Annotated in this window: 18 protein-coding genes; 5 read left to right on the top strand and 13 right to left on the bottom strand. The window is 57.5% G+C overall.

Features of this window, described 5'->3' with window-relative positions; all coding sequences use genetic code 11:
• Positions 1-281: 281 nt before the first annotated feature.
• From fabF to ACW4YW_RS00300, 8 genes are all read right to left on the bottom strand, one after another.
• Entirely contained in the window at positions 282-1,514 is a 1,233-nt protein-coding gene (gene fabF / locus ACW4YW_RS00335; protein WP_457135725.1) for a beta-ketoacyl-ACP synthase II, read from the bottom strand.
• 37 nt (positions 1,515-1,551) lie between these two features.
• On the bottom strand, positions 1,552-1,788 hold the full coding sequence (acpP, locus tag ACW4YW_RS00330; RefSeq protein ID WP_011479726.1) for an acyl carrier protein: 237 nt from the start codon (positions 1,786-1,788) through the stop codon (positions 1,552-1,554).
• Positions 1,789-1,902: 114 nt separating this feature from the next.
• Complete coding sequence (gene fabG / locus ACW4YW_RS00325) at positions 1,903-2,637, bottom strand: 3-oxoacyl-ACP reductase FabG (protein WP_457135724.1); 735 nt, start codon at positions 2,635-2,637, stop codon at positions 1,903-1,905.
• Positions 2,638-2,658: 21 nt separating this feature from the next.
• Positions 2,659-3,588, bottom strand: a complete 930-nt coding sequence (gene fabD, locus ACW4YW_RS00320; RefSeq protein ID WP_457135723.1) for an ACP S-malonyltransferase — start codon at positions 3,586-3,588, stop codon at positions 2,659-2,661.
• Positions 3,589-3,631: 43 nt separating this feature from the next.
• Positions 3,632-4,588 (bottom strand): beta-ketoacyl-ACP synthase III, encoded by a 957-nt coding sequence (locus ACW4YW_RS00315; protein ID WP_457135722.1) that lies wholly within the window; start codon positions 4,586-4,588, stop codon positions 3,632-3,634.
• Positions 4,589-4,597: 9 nt separating this feature from the next.
• Positions 4,598-5,641 (bottom strand): phosphate acyltransferase PlsX, encoded by a 1,044-nt coding sequence (gene plsX / locus ACW4YW_RS00310; RefSeq protein WP_457135721.1) that lies wholly within the window; start codon positions 5,639-5,641, stop codon positions 4,598-4,600.
• 73 nt (positions 5,642-5,714) lie between these two features.
• Positions 5,715-5,894: a 50S ribosomal protein L32 gene (gene rpmF, locus ACW4YW_RS00305; protein ID WP_230341835.1), complete on the bottom strand. Its 180-nt coding sequence runs from the start codon at positions 5,892-5,894 to the stop codon at positions 5,715-5,717.
• 18 nt (positions 5,895-5,912) lie between these two features.
• Positions 5,913-6,416 (bottom strand): YceD family protein, encoded by a 504-nt coding sequence (locus ACW4YW_RS00300; RefSeq protein ID WP_457135720.1) that lies wholly within the window; start codon positions 6,414-6,416, stop codon positions 5,913-5,915.
• A gap of 94 nt (positions 6,417-6,510) precedes the next feature.
• On the opposite strand from ACW4YW_RS00300, the gene ACW4YW_RS00295 reads away from it, so the two are divergent.
• From ACW4YW_RS00295 to ACW4YW_RS00275, 5 genes are all read left to right on the top strand, one after another.
• On the top strand, positions 6,511-7,929 hold the full coding sequence (locus ACW4YW_RS00295) for an acetyl-CoA carboxylase biotin carboxylase subunit (protein WP_457135719.1): 1,419 nt from the start codon (positions 6,511-6,513) through the stop codon (positions 7,927-7,929).
• Positions 7,930-7,966: 37 nt separating this feature from the next.
• Positions 7,967-9,817 (top strand): sodium-extruding oxaloacetate decarboxylase subunit alpha, encoded by a 1,851-nt coding sequence (gene oadA / locus ACW4YW_RS00290; protein WP_457135718.1) that lies wholly within the window; start codon positions 7,967-7,969, stop codon positions 9,815-9,817.
• A 109-nt stretch (positions 9,818-9,926) separates the two neighbouring features.
• The gene (locus tag ACW4YW_RS00285) at positions 9,927-10,505 is read left to right on the top strand and encodes a Maf family protein (protein ID WP_457135717.1); all 579 of its coding nucleotides are present in this window, start codon (positions 9,927-9,929) and stop codon (positions 10,503-10,505) included.
• A gap of 25 nt (positions 10,506-10,530) precedes the next feature.
• Positions 10,531-11,961, top strand: coding sequence for a DUF4139 domain-containing protein (locus ACW4YW_RS00280; RefSeq protein WP_457135716.1), 1,431 nt, complete (start codon positions 10,531-10,533; stop codon positions 11,959-11,961).
• Complete coding sequence (locus ACW4YW_RS00275) at positions 11,958-12,668, top strand: SAM-dependent methyltransferase (RefSeq protein WP_457135715.1); 711 nt, start codon at positions 11,958-11,960, stop codon at positions 12,666-12,668. The genes ACW4YW_RS00280 and ACW4YW_RS00275 overlap by 4 nt, the downstream gene beginning before the upstream one ends.
• A gap of 49 nt (positions 12,669-12,717) precedes the next feature.
• On the opposite strand, the gene rnhB is transcribed toward ACW4YW_RS00275, so the two are convergent.
• From rnhB to lpxD, 5 genes are read right to left on the bottom strand one after another with little or no spacing between them, the layout of a single operon-like run.
• Positions 12,718-13,299 (bottom strand): ribonuclease HII, encoded by a 582-nt coding sequence (rnhB, locus tag ACW4YW_RS00270; RefSeq protein ID WP_309565333.1) that lies wholly within the window; start codon positions 13,297-13,299, stop codon positions 12,718-12,720.
• Entirely contained in the window at positions 13,296-14,432 is a 1,137-nt protein-coding gene (gene lpxB, locus ACW4YW_RS00265; RefSeq protein ID WP_457135714.1) for a lipid-A-disaccharide synthase, read from the bottom strand. The genes rnhB and lpxB overlap by 4 nt, the downstream gene beginning before the upstream one ends.
• Positions 14,433-14,446: 14 nt before the next feature.
• Complete coding sequence (lpxA, locus tag ACW4YW_RS00260) at positions 14,447-15,229, bottom strand: acyl-ACP--UDP-N-acetylglucosamine O-acyltransferase (RefSeq protein WP_457135713.1); 783 nt, start codon at positions 15,227-15,229, stop codon at positions 14,447-14,449.
• A gap of 2 nt (positions 15,230-15,231) precedes the next feature.
• Entirely contained in the window at positions 15,232-15,693 is a 462-nt protein-coding gene (gene fabZ / locus ACW4YW_RS00255) for a 3-hydroxyacyl-ACP dehydratase FabZ (RefSeq protein ID WP_407996658.1), read from the bottom strand.
• 29 nt (positions 15,694-15,722) lie between these two features.
• On the bottom strand, positions 15,723-16,775 hold the full coding sequence (gene lpxD / locus ACW4YW_RS00250; protein WP_457135712.1) for a UDP-3-O-(3-hydroxymyristoyl)glucosamine N-acyltransferase: 1,053 nt from the start codon (positions 16,773-16,775) through the stop codon (positions 15,723-15,725).
• Between the last annotated feature and the right edge of the window lie 8 nt (positions 16,776-16,783).

Raw genomic sequence — 16,783 nt, 5'->3', positions numbered from 1 at the left:
GCTTAGAAAGATTTTCTCTCCACAAAAGCTGTGGATAATTTTGTGGATGGACTTCGGAAAGCACTGCTAAGCTACCGTTACCATTATAGTTTTTTTGAATCGCCCAGTTTTTAGGCAGATAATTTTATTATTAAAAATCAATAACTTATAAAAATGTCTATATAAACAAGCAGTAAAGCCGACATCTTATTGTCATATGCCACAAATCTGTGCATAAAGGCCCGTGGCTCTTGACAGGAGCACACGGGCCTTTATGGAGGTTACTTCGTTTACAGCGTGAATTAAATCTTGCGGAAAACCAGGCTACCGTTCGTACCGCCAAAACCGAAGTTGTTTTTCACTGCCGCGTCAATCTTCAAATCCCTGGCTTCATTGGCACAGTAATCCAGGTCGCATTCAGGGTCCTGGTTGAAGATATTGATGGTCGGCGGCGATACCTGGTGATAGATGGAGAGCACGGTGAAGACCGACTCCAATCCGCCCGCACCGCCCAGCAAGTGACCCGTCATCGACTTGGTGGAATTCACCACCAGGTTCTTGGCGTGGTCGCCAAATGCAGCCTTGATCGCGTTGGTTTCATTCGTGTCGCCCAGCGGCGTGGAGGTGCCGTGCGCGTTCACGAACTGGATCTGGTCGGGATTGAGGCCCGCATTCTTCAATGCATTGACCACGGAGCGGCGAGGACCATCCATGCTCGGAGCCGTCATATGGTAAGCATCGGCGCTCATGCCGTACCCTACCAGCTCCGCATAGATCTTGGCGCCACGCTTCTTGGCCGACTCATACTCCTCCAGCACGAGAACGCCAGCCCCTTCGCCAATCACGAAACCATCGCGGTCGACGTCCCAGGGACGGCTTGCCGTGGCGGGATCATCGTTACGGGTTGACAAGGCACGCGCGGCAGCAAAGCCGCCCACGCCAAGCTCGGTAATCGGCGCCTCGGCACCACCGGCCACCATGATGTCGGCATCACCATATTCAATCATGCGGGCTGCGTCGCCAATCGAGTGCGTGCCTGTAGTACAAGCCGTCACGATAGCGACGTTCGGCCCCTTGAATCCATACATGATGGAGAGGTTGCCCGAAATCATGTTGATGATGGTGCCGGGAATGAAGAAAGGATTGATCTTGCGCGGACCGGACTCATGATAAATCTTGTCCGTATCCTCGATCAATTGCAGGCCACCGATGCCGGAGCCGATGGAGACCCCAATGCGTTCGGCATTTTCCTCAGTCACTTCGATACCCGCATCCTTCACCGCCTCGATCGCAGCCGCCATGCCGTATTGGATGAAAGTATCCATACGACGGGCTTCCTTGGCAGGGAGGTATTGCGAGACGTCGAAGTCCTTCACTTCGCCCGCAACTTGCGAGGCGAAAGGAGTGGCATCGAACTTGGTGATATTGGTGATACCGGATTGACCGGCCACAAGATTGGCCCAGGATGTTTGTACACCGATACCGACTGGTGACACAACGCCTAGGCCAGTTACAACTACCCTACGCTTGGACAAGGCAACTCCAAGTAAAAACGGAAATTGGGAAAAAAGCTTACTTCAGGTTTGCGTTGACGTAGTCAATCGCTTGCTGAACTGTCGTGATCTTTTCGGCTTCTTCGTCAGGAATTTCGCAGTCGAATTCTTCTTCCAGCGCCATCACCAATTCCACGGTGTCGAGAGAATCAGCACCCAGATCGTCAACAAAGGAGGATTCGTTCTTAACGTCAGCCTCGTTTGCACCCAGTTGTTCGGAAACGATCTTTTTAACGCGTTGTTCGATGTCAGACATCTAAATTATTCCTTTCAAGTTTAAGTCGCTTAAAAAAGCTCGGGCTATTCTATCAAAAGTCCCGAGGAATTCAAAAACAGAATGACTAAGTGGTATAGGCCGCCATACAGGGCATTACGCCATGTACATGCCGCCATTCACATGCAGGGTTTCGCCGGTGATATAACCCGCAGCCCGAGACGCCAGGAAGCCGACTGCAGCAGCAATATCGGCCACGTCGCCAAAACGACCGGCCGGCACGCGCTTCAAGAGTTCTTCGCGTACATTGTCTGGCAGTTCGCGCGTCATGTCGGTATCGATAAAACCTGGCGCCACGCAGTTCACGGTAATGCCCCGGCTGCCGACCTCTGCCGCCAGCGAGCGCGTGAAGCCCGCCATGCCGGCCTTGGCCGCCGCATAGTTGGCCTGGCCGGGATTGCCCATATGGCCCACCACGGAAGAAATATTGATGATACGGCCGCTCCTCGCCTTCATCATCGGGCGCAGCACCGCCTGCGACATCCGGTAGACGGAAGTCAGGTTGGTCGCGATCACGGCGTCCCAGTCTTCGTCCTTCATGCGCATCAATAGGGTGTCGCGCGTGATACCTGCATTGTTCACTAGGATGCTGACATCGCCAAACTGGCCGGCAATGTTCTTCAATACGGTCTCGACCTGTCCGGCGTCATTGACATCCAACGCCAGGCCAATGCCGCCGTGTGCGCTCAACGCCTGCGTAATATTGGCAGCGCCGGACTCACTGGTCGCAGTGCCGACTACCTTGGCGCCCTGCTTTGCCAGCTCCTGCGCAATGGCGGCGCCAATACCGCGGCTGGCGCCTGTAACAAGTGCAATTTGCCCTTCCAGCATGATTGCCCTCCTCCTCGATGATTATTGATTGAATTGCGCCAGGGCTTCCGCCAGCGCTTCCTGGTTGACCAATGCGATGCATGGCAGCTCGGCCACCGTGCGCTTGACCAGCCCGGCCAATACCTTGCCAGGACCGCACTCCGTGCTGGCAGTCACGCCGGAGGCATGTACCGCCTGTACGGTCTCCACCCAGCGCACAGGGCTGTAAAGCTGGCGCACCAAGGCATCCTTGACCTTGGCCGCATCTTCATATGAAGCCACGTCTGCATTATGCAGCACTGGGATTTGGGCGGATGCGAACCCCACATCCTTGAGATACTCGGCCAGCTCATCCGCCGCAGGCTTCATCAGGGCGCAATGGGACGGCACGCTGACCGGCAGCAGCAAGGCGCGCTTGGCGCCCTTCGCCTTGGCGGCCTCGATACCGCGCTCAACCGCAGCCTTGTGCCCGGCGATCACGACTTGGCCAGGGGAGTTCAAATTGACTGCTTCCAGCACCTCTCCTTGCGCCGCCTCGGCACAGGCCGCACGGACGGCATCGTCGTCCAGCCCGAGCACGGCCGCCATGGCGCCGACGCCTTCGGCCACAGCACGCTGCATGACGTCGGCACGGAAACGCACCAGAGGCAATGCCGCTTCGTAGGACACGATGCCGGCCGCAACCAGCGCGGTGTATTCGCCCAGGCTATGGCCAGCCAACACGGTAGGCAGTGGCCCGCCCTGGGATTGCCACGCGCACCATGTCGCAACGCCGGCGGCCAGCATCAACGGCTGGGTATTGGTGGTCTGGTTGAGCGCATCGTTGGGCTCGGTCGCCATGCGCCAGAAATCAACGCCAAGCGTATCGGATGCCTCGACGAATGTGTCCTTGATCACGGCAAGGTCGCCAAAACCCTGCATCATGCCGACGGATTGCGAGCCTTGCCCGGGAAAGAAAAATGCGAAATTCATGAATGCGGCCTTTTTTTAGGTCGTAAGGAATCGTTTGAATGAATTAATACTTGAGGAGCACGGAGCCCCAGGTAAAGCCGCCGCCGAATGCTTCCATCAGCACGGTTTCGCCACGCTTGATGCGCCCGTCGCGCACGGCGAGATCCAGGGCTAGCGGTACGGATGCGGCGGAAGTGTTGCCGTGCTTGTCCACGGTGACCACCACCCGGTCCATGTCCATACCCAGCTTACGCGCGGTCGACTGCAGGATGCGGATATTGGCCTGGTGCGGCACCAGCCAATCGATGTCCGATTTCTGCATGCCGTTGGCCTCCAGCGTTTCATCGACGATAGCGTCCAATGTATTCACCGCGATCTTGAACACGGCGTTGCCTTCCATATGGATGGTCTTTTCCTCGCCGCGGTTGGAAACGCCAGTCGGCACATTGAGCAGTTTTGTGTAGCTGCCGTCGGCGTGCAGATGGGTGGAGATGATGCCCTGCTGGTCGCTGGCACCCAGCACCACCGCGCCGGCGCCGTCCCCCCAGAGGATACAGTTGCTGCGGTCGGTCCAGTCGGTGATGCGCGACATGGTCTCGGCGCCCACCACGAGCGCGGTGCGCGCCGCGCCGCTACGGATGAAATTATCGGCAGTGGCAATCGCATAGATAAAGCCGCTGCATACCGCCTGCACATCGAACGCAGGCGCGCCTGTATTGCCCAGCTTGTGCTGCAGCAGGCAAGCCGTGCTCGGAAACACGCGGTCGGGCGTCGTGGTGGCGACGATGATCAAATCCACGGCATCCGCGGTGACGCCCGCCGCCTCCAGTGCGCGCTGCGCGGCATGGAAGGACAGGTCGCTGGTGAATTCGCCCTCGGCGGCAATATGGCGCTGGCGGATGCCGGTACGGGTATAGATCCACTCATCCGTTGTATCGACCATGCGCTCAAGATCAGCATTGGTCAGAATCTTCTCCGGCAAATAGCTGCCGGTTCCCAAGATGCGCGAATAGATGGTCATATGCCCTCTTTATATATTCTCGGCACCCGGCGCAGCGGGCTGCGGCTTGAGGTGCTCGATTTCGAGTTGCTCGGTGATACGGTTCAGGACGCCGTTGCGCGACTCTTCCGCCGCCGCCTGGATCGCATATTGGAACGCCAGGCTGTCCGCGCCGCCGTGGCTCTTCACCACGACGCCGCGCAAGCCCAGGAAGGTGGCGCCGTTATAGCGGCGATGATCCAGTCTTCGCTTGAAGGCCTTGAGCACAGGCATGGCGATCAATGCCGTCAGCTTCGTCAGCCAATTGCGCTTGAATTCCTGCGTCAAAAACCGATTGACCATCTGGGCCAGGCCTTCCGAGGTCTTGAGGGCGACATTACCGACGAAGCCGTCGCAGACCACGACATCGGTCGTGCCCTTGTAGATGTCGTTTCCCTCGATATTGCCATAGAAATTGAGATGGCTCGCGCGCAGAAGTTCGCTCGCCTGCTTCACCACCTCGTTGCCCTTGATGTCCTCGGAGCCAATATTGAGCAGGCCCACGGTAGGCCGCTCCTTGTGCTCGACGCAGGACACCAGCATGGCGCCCATGATGGCGAATTGCAGCAAATGCTCGGGAGTGCAGTCGGCATTGGCGCCGAGGTCCAGCATGTAAACCCGGCCTTTTTGGGTTGGCAGTATGCCTGCGATCGCAGGCCTGTCTATGCCCGGCAGTGTCTTGAGGACAAAACGCGCCGTCGCCATCAGGGCTCCGGTATTGCCGGCGCTGACGCAGGCATTGGCCTCGCCGCTCTTGACGAGGTTGATGGCCACGCGCATGGATGAATCTTTTTTGTTCTTGAGCGCGCTCTGGGGAGATTCGTCCATCGCCACCACTTCAGTGGCATGGTGAATTCTGAGGCGCGGGCCTGCCGCTGCCTTGTTGGCAGAAAGCTCGGCCTCGATCACATCCTTCAGACCGACAAGAATGATGTTTAATTGGCTATCCTGCTTGATAGCGTTGAGCGCGGCGGGAATGGTGACATGAGGGCCATGATCGCCTCCCATCGCGTCGATAGCAACAGTTATATCCATGCTCACAATCGGAGGTTAAATACAAAAGCGCCAGCCGTAAAGGCTGGCGCATATACCTGCAAATCCAGGGAGATTACTCACCCTTGGCTGGCAATACCTTGCGGCCACGGTAGTAGCCGTTAGGGCTGACGTGATGACGCAGATGGGTTTCGCCAGTGGTTGGCTCAACTGCCAGCGGCGGGTTGGTCAGGAAATCGTGGGAACGGTGCATGCCACGCTTGGATGGTGACTTTTTATTTTGTTGAACGGCCATAATTTGCTCCTAATTAAACTAATCGTTTTGGCTTTTGCCAGCTTTAAAACCTTTTAACACAGCAAAAGGACTTGGTTTTTCCAACTCGACCTTGCCCGCGCCGCCGCACGCCTCTTCAGCATGCTTGGGTGCCAACGGCAAAGTCAGCAATATCTCGTCTTCTACCAGGTCTATCACCGGCATTTGCGTTTCCGCCACCAAGTAATCCACCTCATCGTCATATTCATCTGAATCTGGCGATGGAATCGCATCTTCACTGGTGACGATCACAAAATCTGCAGCCACATCCAGCGGGTATTCAAATGAATCCAGGCAACGCTGACAAGTCAGCTTGAGCGCACCGTGCACTTCTAAATGAAGCGTGGGTTTGCCCGACTTGTCCGCCCTACCATTCAAGGTGATTTCCAGCGAACCATCGGTATCGGCCAGATACTCACCCAAGCGAGAAAATCGCAAGAGCGGGATTATATCATGAAACTCTTGCGCTTTTCTCGAGAAGTCGAGACTGTTGATAACAGGCATGTGGATTGCTTGTGCAGTCATAAGCCGCGCATGATATAATTTGCGGGTTTCCCTGTCAAAAATCAGCACTATTTTTCAGGTTTAGGTTTACTACGTGATCAAAAAAATTCTAATTGCCAATCGTGGCGAAATTGCCGTGCGTATCGTGCGCGCCTGCTCCGAAATGGGCATCAAGTCTGTTGCTATATATTCTGACGCTGACCGCCACGCATTGCACGTCAAAAAGGCGGACGAGGCCTACAACATTGGATCCGATCCGGTGCTGGGCTACCTGAATGCACATAATATCGTCAATCTTGCCGTTGCGTCGGGGTGCGATGCATTGCACCCTGGCTATGGCTTCCTTTCCGAGAACCCCGAGCTCGCCGAAATCTGCGCGCGCCGCGGTATCAAGTTCATCGGGCCAGACTCCAAGGTGATTCGCCAGATGGGGGACAAGATCCAGGCGCGTACCGCCATGATCAAGGCCGGCATCCCCTGCGTACCAGGCAGCGACGGCAACCTCGAGAACCTGGAAGAAGCCCGCAAACTGGCGGGCAAGATAGGTTACCCTGTCATGCTGAAAGCCACCAACGGTGGTGGTGGCCGGGGTATTCGCCGCTGTAACGACGAAAAGGAGCTGCTCGGCAATTACGACCGCGTGATTTCCGAGGCCAGCAAGGCATTCGGCAAGCCTGAGGTATTTCTTGAAAAGTGCGTGGTCAATCCGCGTCATATTGAAGTGCAAGTACTGGCGGATAGCCACGGCAACGTCATCCACCTGTTCGAACGCGACTGTTCGATCCAGCGCCGTAACCAGAAGCTGATCGAGATTGCGCCTTCTCCGCAATTGAGTAAGGCGCAGCGCGAGTATATCGGCAACCTGGCCGTTAAGGCGGCCAAGGCCGTAGGCTACAAGAACGCGGGTACGGTCGAGTTCCTCCTTGATTCCGACAATAACTTCTATTTCATGGAAATGAACACCCGCTTGCAGGTGGAGCATACCGTGACCGAGCAGATCACCGGCATCGATATCGTGCAGGAGCAGATCCGCGTTGCCGACGGCCAGCGCCTGCAGTACAAGCAGTCGGAAGTGCAGTACCGCGGCTTTGCCATGGAATTCCGCATCAACGCGGAAGACCCCAAGAACGACTTCCTGCCCAGCTTCGGCAAGATCACCCGCTACTACGCCCCCGGCGGCCCAGGTATCCGCATGGATGCCGCCATGTACAGCGGTTACGTGATTCCGCCCTACTACGATTCCATGTGCGCCAAGCTCACCGTTTGGGCGCTGAATTGGGAAAGCGTGGTGGAGCGCGGCCGCCGCGCCCTCAATGACACGGTGGTGTATGGCGTCAAGACGACGATTCCTTATTATCAGGAAATCCTCAAGCACCAGGACTTCCGCAATGCCCAGTTCAACACCAGCTTTGTCGAGTCCCATCCCGAGCTTGCCAACTATGCAACCCAGTTCCCGCGCGAACTGATTGCTGCGGCGATTTCAGCCGCCATAGCTGCCCACGAGGGTATCTGAGGCTTAAAATTAACACCTTGAAGTGGTAGAAAAGATTATGGCAAAAGTACATGTAACCGATGTAGTTCTACGTGATGGTCACCAGTCGCTGATCGCGACCCGCATGCGTACAGACGACATGCTGCCCATCTGTTCCAAACTCGATGCAGTCGGCTATTGGTCGCTGGAAGCCTGGGGCGGCGCCACGTTCGACGCCTGTGTGCGCTACCTGCGCGAAGACCCCTGGGAGCGCCTGAAGAAATTGCGCAAGTCATTGCCCAACACCCGCATCCAGATGCTGCTGCGCGGCCAGAACCTGCTGGGGTACCGCCACTACTCGGACGATGTCGTTCGCGCCTTCGTGCAAAAGTCTGCCGACAACGGTATCGATGTGTTCCGTATCTTCGACGCCATGAACGACCTGCGCAACCTCAAGGTATCCATCGAATCGGTCAAGGCGGTAGGCAAGCATGCGGAAGGCACCATCAGCTACACTACCAGCCCCGTGCATGACATCCCCTACTTCGTCAATCTGGCGAAGGAACTGGAAAGCTTCGGTTGCGACACCATCGCCATCAAGGACATGGCCAGCCTGCTCACGCCGCAGGTAACGGGGGATCTCGTCAAGGCCTTGCGCGAGGCGGTCAGCCTGCCTATCCACTTGCATGCCCATGCCACTTCCGGCCTGGCCAGCATGTCGATCCAGCGTGCGGTAGACAACGGCGTTGCCATCGTCGATGGCTGCATTTCCTCATTTGCCGAAGGCGCCAGCCTGCCTACTACCGAAAGCATCGTTGCGGCGCTCAAGGGCACTGAATACGACACTGGCCTTGATATCGGCCTGTTGCAGGAAATCTCGGCCTACTTCCGCGAAGTGCGCAAGAAGTACTGGCAGTTCGAAAGCGAATTCACCGGCGTGGATACCCGCGTGCTGGTCAACCAGGTGCCGGGCGGCATGATTTCCAACCTGTCCAACCAGTTGAAAGAGCAAGGTGCACTGGATCGCATGGACGCAGTGCTGGACGAAATCCCGCGCGTACGCGAAGACCTCGGCTACCCTCCGCTGGTCACTCCCACTTCCCAGATCGTCGGCACCCAGGCGGTGCTGAACGTCATGACGGGCGCGCGCTACAAGTCCGTGACCAACGAAGTGAAGAACTACCTGTTGGGCCATTACGGCAAGGCGCCTTCCACAGTCAACCCGGACGTCCGCAGCCTGGCCGTCGGCAATGCGCAAGTCATCGAGTGCCGCCCTGCCGACCTCCTGACCGCGGAAATGGAAAAGCTGCGCAATGAGGTGGAAGGCCTGGCCAAGAGCGAGGAGGACGTGCTCACCTACGCCATGTTCCCTGACCTGGCCAAAACCTTCCTGCAAGAGCGCAATGCGGGCACGCTCAAGCCCGAGCCACTGCTGGACAAAGAAGCCGTCACCTCCAGCGAATCCCATTCTCGCTTCGCGCCTACCGAGTTCAATGTCACATTGCATGGCGAGACTTTCCATATCAAGCTGACCGGCAGCGGCCACCATGGCGAAGAGCAGCGCCCATTCTATGTTTCGGTGGACGGCGTGGCGGAAGAGGTCGTCGTGGAAACCCTCAATGAAATCGAGGTGTCCGGCGGCCAAAGCAGCGGCGAAGCGAAAAAGAAGGCAAGCAACACTACCGGCAGCGGGCGTCCTCGTCCGACTCATGCCGGCTGCGTCACCACCGCCATGCCCGGCACCATTGTGGACGTCAAGGTCAACGTCGGCGACAAGGTAAATGCCGGGGATGCGGTTCTCGTGATCGAAGCCATGAAGATGGAAAACGAAATCCAGGCTTCCAAGAGCGGTGTTGTCGTGGCGATTAACGTCAAGAAGGGCGATAGCGTCACGCCGGATGAAGCCCTGCTGGAAATCCAGCCCGACTGAGAGCGTTGAGCTTTCTGCCAAAAGCCGGCCCAGGCCGGCTTTTTTTATTGCTATTTTTGCCTCATCAGTAACGCCGTGCCACAATAAAGTTTTGACCGTTCAACTTTGTATGCCGCCCTTGATCCTTGCTTCCTCCTCACCTTACCGGCGTGAACTGCTCGCCCGCCTGCAATTGCCCTTCAGCGTGCAATCCCCCGATATAGACGAGACGCCACAGCCCGGCGAAGCTCCGGAGCATACCGCACTGCGCCTTGCCCAGGCCAAGGCCAGAAAGGTGGCCGAAGTATTTCCCGATGCATTGGTCATCGGCTGCGACCAAGTGGCGACCCTGGACGGCCTGCAGCTCGGCAAGCCCGTGACGCATGACAATGCCGTGAGGCAATTGACCTTGATGCGCGGTCGCAGCGTGGTTTTTCATAGCGCCCTGTGCGTCTACAATGCTGCCACACAGGAAATGCAGGCCGATGTCGTGCCCTATACCGTGAAATTCCGCGACCTGAGCGACCGGCAGATCGAGAACTATCTGCGAAAAGAACAGCCTTATCAATGCGCCGGCAGCGCAAAATCGGAAGGGCTTGGCATCGCCGTGATCGCCGCCATGCAGGGCGACGATCCTAATGCGCTGATTGGCCTGCCTTTGATACGCCTCATCGACATGCTGGCCAGCCAGGGTGTCGACGTCATATAAACAGAGTTCCCCCAGAGGAGATTCCATGATCTTGAAACGCACCATGATTGCCGCGAGCCTGATGGCCGCCTTCCACGCCGTTGCAGCTCCCGATGAAATCCGCAGCACCCTGCATGACCAGCAAAGCGTCGCCGTGACGATTTACAACGGCGACCTCGCCCTGGTGAAAGACCAGCGCAAGGTCAACCTGCAATCGGGCCTCAATGCATTGGCCTTGCGCGACGTCAGTGCGCAGATCCGCCCTGAAACTGCATTGTTGCGCAGCTTGAGCGGGCAATTGCAGACATTGGAGCAGAATTTCGACTACGACCTGCTCAGCCCGGAGAAACTCCTGGAGAAATACATCGGCCAGACGGTGCAGGTGATCCGCACCAACCCCGCCACGGGCGCTGAAACCGTAGAGCAAGCCTACGTGCTGGCCGCCAACAACGGCACGGTGCTCAAGATGGGCAACCGGATAGAAACCGGGATTCCCGGCCGCATCGTGTATCCCGACGTGCCGGAAAACCTGCGCGACCGCCCGACCTTGGTGACCCAGGTCAACACCAGGCAATCCGGTCCGCAGGATGTCGAGCTAAGCTACCTTACCCATGGCTTGAGCTGGCAGGCCGACTATGTCGCCGAGCTCAATGCGGCAGAAGACCGTCTTGACCTATCCGGCTGGGTCACATTGTCCAACACTAGCGGCACCACATACCAGGATGCCAAGCTACAATTGGTCGCTGGCGACGTCAACCGTGTCGCCCCGCCGCCTGCGCCAATGGCATTGATGCGCAAGAACGAGATGATGGTGGCGGATGCCGCGCCTGCCATGGCCCAGGAAGCGTTGCTCGAATATCACCTCTATACGCTCGAACGCCCCACCACCCTCGCCGAAAACCAGACCAAACAGGTGGCTTTGCTTAGCGCCCAGTCAGTGCCTGTGCGCAAGGAGCTGGTATTGAGAGGTTCTCCCTACTACTACCAGTCCAGCCAGGGAGACCTGGGCCAGAAACTGAAAGTGGGAGTTTTCGTCGAGTTCGATAACAAGGAAAGTGCAAAGCTCGGCAAACCCATTCCCAAGGGCATCATGCGGGTATACAAGAAAGATAGCCAAGGCAACGCCCAATTTGTCGGCGAGGACAGTATCGACCATACCGCAAAGAACGAAACCGTACGCCTCAAGCTCGGGGAAGCCTTCGACGTCACCGCCAACAAGAAACAGACGGATTTCAAGAAGCTGCCCAATCCTGCCAAGGGCAACAGCCAGTTCGAGAGCGCTTACGAAATCGTGATCAAGAATGCCAAGAGCCAGGCTGTCAGCGTCAAGGTCGTTGAACCGATTCCCGGCGACTGGAGCCTGCTGGCACAAAGCCATCCCAGCACAAAAACCAGCAGCAACACGGCCACCTGGAATATCAATATCCCGGCGGAAGGCAGCGCCACGCTCACTTACCGCGTACAGGTGAAGCATTGAGCACTGGCACGCTATACATGCTCCCGGTGACGCTGGGCACGGACAATATCCAGCAAGCCTTGCCGCAGGAAGTCATTCAACTGGCACAAAGCCTGGAGACCTTTATTGTCGAGAACGAGAAAACCGCACGGCGTTTTCTCGGCCTGGTCAAGACGGCCAAACCCGTCCGGGAGCTGGCACTGCTGACACTTAACGAGCATACGACGGATGCAGAGCTGCCTGCCTTATTGGCGCCGTTGCTCGCCGGGCAGGACGTGGGGCTGATGTCTGAGGCGGGCTGCCCCGGGATTGCCGACCCTGGCGCTCGCCTGGTGGCACTGGCCCACAGAAAGAACATCCGCGTCGCCCCGCTGGTCGGCCCCTCCTCCATCCTGCTGGCGCTGATGGGGTCGGGACTGAACGGGCAGCGTTTCGCATTTCTCGGCTACTTGCCTAGCGACAAGCAAGCCAGGATTCAGAAGCTCAAGGATATCGAGCGCCAATCGAGGCAACAGCAGGAAACGCAGATTTTCATCGAGACGCCTTACCGCAACCAGCACCTGCTGGAGGACATGCTCGCCCATTGCGCAGCGGAAACCAGGTTGTGCATCGCGCGCAACATCAGCCTGCCGACCGAGCTGATCGTCAGCAAGCCCATCAAGGATTGGAAAAAGTCGGAATTGCCGGAACTGCACAAGCAGCCAACGGTGTTCCTGCTGCTTGCATGAAACACCGGGCCTGAATTCTTAATTCCTAGGCCCGGCATTAGAAACCTACCTAGACCAGACCCAGCACTTTCTTGACCGGCGCGTAGCTGCGCCTATGGATCTCGCAGGCGCCATGCTCTGCAAGCAGCCTGAGGTGGTGTGCTGTCGGATAGCCCTTATGCTTGGCGAAGTCATACTGCGGATAACGCGCATGCATTTCCACCATTTCATAGTCGCGCGCCGTCTTCGCCAGGATGGAAGCCGCGGCAATCTCCTGCACCTTGCTGTCCCCCTTGACGATGCCTTGGGCGGGTATCGTGATCTTGGGGCAATGCAGGCCGTCGACCAGTACCTGCATAGGCATTACCGTCAATTGATCGATCGCGCGCTTCATCGCCAGCAGGCTTGCCTGCAGAATGTTGATCTCGTCGATCTCTTCGGCGCTGCACGAGGCAATCGCCCAGGCCAGCGCATGCTGCTTGATCTCGATTGCCAGCGTATCGCGCTTTTTCTCGCTGAGCGTCTTGGAGTCTGCCAGTCCTAGGATAGGACGCTGCGGGTCCAGGATCACGGCTGCGGCATAGACGGCACCCGCCAGTGGGCCCCGGCCGGCCTCATCCACGCCACAGATAATTACGCGTTCATTGCTCATTTGATGAAAGACAGCACTGCCTGCGCCGCCTTCTCCTCCGTATTTTGTCGCAGCAGCTCATGCATGCGGCGAAACTCCGTTTGTATGTCGGCAATCCGGGATTTGTCGTTGAGCATCTCCAGCAAGGTCGCTGCCAGCTTTTCAGGCACGGCGTCATGCTGCAGCAATTCCGGCACGATGAAGCGCCCGGCCAATACGTTCGGCAAGCCGACGTAAGGCAGGTATTTCATGCGCTTCAATATCTGCCAGCTCAGATTGGGCATGCGGTAGGTAATGATCATGGGCCGCTTGATCAAGGCGGCTTCCAGGGTCGCGGTACCGGAGGCCACGATCACGGCATTAGCTGCCTCCATTGCCTGGTGCGCATGCCCGAACATGATGCTGACCGGCAAGTCATAGCCTTCATTTGCATATAAGGCGCGCTCGAAGATGGCGCGCGTCTCGCGGGTGATCAACGGCACCAGGAAGCGCGCATCGGGCCGCTCGGCAAATATGAGTTTGGCGGTCTTGATGTAAAGGTCGGCTAGTTGCTGCACCTCGCTCTGGCGGCTGCCCGGCAGCATGGCGATGACCAGGCTGTCCTGCGGCAGCTTGAGCTCTTCGCGCGCGCCCTCGATATCGGGCTCCAGCGGCAGCATGTCCGCCAGGGGATGGCCGACATACGAGACGGGGACCCCGGCCTGACGGTAGATTTCCGGCTCGAACGGGAACAGCGCCAGCATGTGCGACACCGACTGCTGGATTTTCTTGATCTTGCCGCGCCGCCACGCCCAGATCGAAGGGCTGACATAATGCACGGTGGGAATACCCTGGCGCTTGAGCTTGCGCTCCAGCGTGAAATTGAAGTCCGGCGCATCAATCCCGATAAACACGTCAGGACGATGATCGAGGAAGTATTGCGCCACTTCCTTGCGGATCTTGAGCAGCCCAGGCAAATGGCGCAGCACCTCGACGTAACCGCGTACGGAAAGCCGCTCCATCGGGAACAGGGTTTCCGCCCCCTCGGCGATCATCTTGGGGCCGGCAATGCCAACGAACTTGAGGTCAGGCCGCTGCTTTTTCAGCGCCCGGATCAGATGGCTGCCCAACAAGTCGCCAGAAGCCTCTCCGGCCACAATACCAATGGTCGGCATGACACACCCTGCTTCTAGCGGACGATGCCGCGGGTTGATTGGTTGAGGAAATCAACCAGGAGATCCAGCTCTGGCGATGTCTTGCTTTGCTCCGTCAATTGCTGCTTGGCTTCTTCCAGCGTCAGGCCGTTGCGGTACAAGGTCTTGTACGCGCGCTTGATCTGCAGGATATTGTCCGCAGAGAAGCCCCGGCGCTTCAGCCCCTCGGAGTTGATGCCGTGCGGCTTGGCATCATAGCCGGCAGCCGTGACGTAAGGCGGAATATCCTTGAATACGACTGAGCCCACCGCGGTGATCACATGGGAGCCGATCTTGCAGAACTGGTGGATCAGGGTGAATCCACCGAGGATAGCATGGTCATGCACGTCGACATGTCCCGCCAGCGAAGAATTGTTGGCAAAAATGGTATGGTCGCCGACCACGCAGTCGTGGGCGATATGCACGTAGGCCATGATCCAGTTGTGGCTGCCGATCTTGGTTGTGCCCTTGTCCTGCACGGTGCCGCGATTGAAGGTGCAGAACTCGCGGATGGTATTGCCGTCGCCGATTTCCAGCAGGGTTGGCTCGTCCTTGAACTTCTTGTCTTGCGGCACCTCGCCCAGGGATGAGTACTGGAATATCTGGTTGTCCTTGCCGATGGTGGTAGGCCCCTTGATCACCACATGGCTCGCGACGCGGGTGCCGGCGCCGATACGGACACCTGGCCCGATAATGGTGAATGCGCCGACTTCGACGCTGGAATCGAGCTCGGCCTTGGGATCAATAATCGCGGTAGGATGTATCCTCGGTTCGGCCATGCTTAGTCAATCGCTTTCAGGATACACATCATTTCCGCTTCAGCGACGACAGCGCCATCCACCAGGGCCTCCCCCTTGTATTTCCAGATACCGCGCAATATGCGGTCTATACTGACCTTGAGAACAAGCTGATCGCCAGGCGACACCGGCTTCTTGAAACGGACATTATCCATGCCCGCAAAGTAGTACACGGACTTGTCGTTGGGCTTGGTGTCCATGGTCTTGAACGACAGGATGGCGGCAGCCTGGGCCAACGCTTCCACGATCAACACGCCTGGCATGACTGGATGGTAGGGAAAATGGCCCGGGAAGAAAGGCTCGTTGATCGTGACGTTCTTCACGGCCACGATCTCTTTGTTCAGTTCCAGCGAAAGCACACGATCCACCAATACAAAAGGATATCGGTGTGGCAGGTAATTCAGTATTTCATGAATATCCATGCTCGTAATAGCTTGTTCAGTCATGGCTTTTCTCGTTTCTCAACATCAAATTATTATTTATCTCTCTGGATACCAGATGCCTGCAAGGGCGCCAATTGCTTTTCCAATTGCTTGACCCGCTCAGCAAGCTCTCCCAATCGTCTGATACCTGCAGCAGTTCTGAGCCAGTCTTCATGGCTCTGGAATGGCATCAATGCCGTGTAGGTGTCCGCCTTCGTCAACGAACGTGTAATCATACTCCCAGGCGACACGGTCACGCCATCGGCGATTTCAAGGTGGCCCAGTATCATGGCAGCCCCGCCGATACGGCAATGCCTTCCCAATACGGCGCTGCCCGCAATGCCGACGCAGCCCGCAATCACGGAATGCGCGCCGATGCGGCAGTTATGGCCGATCTGCACCAGGTTGTCGATCTTGCATCCTTCATGGATGATGGTATCGTCGATCGCGCCCCGGTCGATGGTAGTATTGGCGCCGATATCCACGTCGTTCTCGATGACGACGCGCCCGACCTGCGGGATCTTCACCCAACGGCCATTCTCAGGGGCATAGCCAAACCCGTCCCCGCCAATGACGCTGCCAGAGAATATACTGCAGCGTTCCCCGATCACGCAGTGGTGGTAAATCGTGACGTTGGCGTGCAATACCGAATGCGCGCCGATTTCCACGCCCTCGCCGACAACGCAGCCTGGATGGATGACCACATGCTCGCCCAGCACCACATTGGCGCCGACCACGGCTTTCGCCATGATGGTACAGCTGGCCGGCACTTGCGCGCTGGGGGCAATCGCGGCAGTTTCATCCACCCCAGGCACATATTGCGGCCTAGGATTTAGCAAATCCGAGACCTTGGCAAAATAGGCGTATGGATTGTCCGTGAGTATCCTCGGCAAGGCCGTGAGGTCACGGTTGTCTGGAGTCAATATCACCGCACTTGCCTTGGTGGCGGCAAGCACGGATCTATACTTGGAATCGGTGAGGAAACTGATCTGCCCTGCCTGGGCATTGGCAAGGGAAGCAACGCGAGAGATCAGGATGTCATCCTGCCCCACCACATCGCCTCCCAGTCTGGATACGATCTCCCGCAGGGAATACGACGTACTCATTGAATGGC

The sequence above is a fragment of the Methylobacillus pratensis genome (assembly GCF_054072455.1).
The sequence above is the reverse complement of the archived record's forward strand: the minus strand, read 5'-3'. Positions and strand labels throughout refer to the sequence as shown.

Bases quoted from the DNA above. Each gene is read 5' to 3' on its own strand.
- acpP (WP_011479726.1), bottom strand. From the start codon at position 1,788: ATGTCTGACATCGAACAACGCGTTAAAAAGATCGTTTCCGAACAACTG.
- fabG (WP_457135724.1), bottom strand. From the start codon at position 2,637: ATGCTGGAAGGGCAAATTGCACTTGTTACAGGCGCCAGCCGCGGTATT.
- fabD (WP_457135723.1), bottom strand. From the start codon at position 3,588: ATGAATTTCGCATTTTTCTTTCCCGGGCAAGGCTCGCAATCCGTCGGC.
- ACW4YW_RS00315 (WP_457135722.1), bottom strand. From the start codon at position 4,588: ATGACCATCTATTCGCGCATCTTGGGAACCGGCAGCTATTTGCCGGAG.
- plsX (WP_457135721.1), bottom strand. From the start codon at position 5,641: ATGGATATAACTGTTGCTATCGACGCGATGGGAGGCGATCATGGCCCT.
- rpmF (WP_230341835.1), bottom strand. From the start codon at position 5,894: ATGGCCGTTCAACAAAATAAAAAGTCACCATCCAAGCGTGGCATGCAC.
- ACW4YW_RS00300 (WP_457135720.1), bottom strand. From the start codon at position 6,416: ATGCCTGTTATCAACAGTCTCGACTTCTCGAGAAAAGCGCAAGAGTTT.
- oadA (WP_457135718.1), top strand. From the start codon at position 7,967: ATGGCAAAAGTACATGTAACCGATGTAGTTCTACGTGATGGTCACCAG.
- ACW4YW_RS00285 (WP_457135717.1), top strand. From the start codon at position 9,927: ATGCCGCCCTTGATCCTTGCTTCCTCCTCACCTTACCGGCGTGAACTG.
- ACW4YW_RS00280 (WP_457135716.1), top strand. From the start codon at position 10,531: ATGATCTTGAAACGCACCATGATTGCCGCGAGCCTGATGGCCGCCTTC.
- rnhB (WP_309565333.1), bottom strand. From the start codon at position 13,299: ATGAGCAATGAACGCGTAATTATCTGTGGCGTGGATGAGGCCGGCCGG.
- lpxB (WP_457135714.1), bottom strand. From the start codon at position 14,432: ATGCCGACCATTGGTATTGTGGCCGGAGAGGCTTCTGGCGACTTGTTG.
- lpxA (WP_457135713.1), bottom strand. From the start codon at position 15,229: ATGGCCGAACCGAGGATACATCCTACCGCGATTATTGATCCCAAGGCC.
- fabZ (WP_407996658.1), bottom strand. From the start codon at position 15,693: ATGACTGAACAAGCTATTACGAGCATGGATATTCATGAAATACTGAAT.
- lpxD (WP_457135712.1), bottom strand. From the start codon at position 16,775: ATGAGTACGTCGTATTCCCTGCGGGAGATCGTATCCAGACTGGGAGGC.